At 30.6% G+C, this 530-nt stretch carries 1 protein-coding gene; it reads right to left on the bottom strand.

Annotated features, from left to right (window positions below; genetic code table 11):
* Positions 1-165: 165 nt before the first annotated feature.
* The coding region (locus TP70_RS08030; RefSeq protein WP_044360855.1) for a replication initiation protein at positions 166-530 on the bottom strand (365 nt) is incomplete at its 5' end.

The raw sequence follows: 530 nt of genomic DNA, 5'->3' as shown, positions 1-530 counted from the left end.
CCTCAAGCCGTTTCTTTGAATTTTAAAAACAAAAAATCGATGAAAACCAATTACTATTTGGCACACGTCTGTTTACTTGACGTATAAGTGCGCTCTTACGACATTTAACTAGATTATAACTTATAGCGACGAAAAAAGTATTCAACAAACTAAGTTACCTAACCACTATTTACTACGCCAATCCTCTCTAAGCAGTTTCAAAAATGCAGCTCTATCTTTTTCTAATTGAGGATCATGCTCACTTTGAGAATATCCATCATTTAAAATTTCTTTCGTATGTTTAACATTATTGACTTTTTTTATCTGGGTATGACTTTCGTTGTGCAAGCGTTTTTCGGGCTCAAAGGTGAATTCTAACCATTCAATTTTACGGCTCTTTTTAGTTTGAATTTTATTAATATTTAAATTTTGAAAGATAAATCCTAATTCATTAATAATAGGAGTCAGGACTTTTTGGTTAATATGTGTCATACGATAACTAGCAGGAATATCTAATCGTTCTCTAAAATCATTAATTTGTATCTTGAAAT

Source organism: Staphylococcus microti, from assembly GCF_000934465.1.
GTDB lineage: Bacteria > Bacillota > Bacilli > Staphylococcales > Staphylococcaceae > Staphylococcus > Staphylococcus microti.
This window is presented reverse-complemented; position numbering and strand designations above follow the sequence as displayed.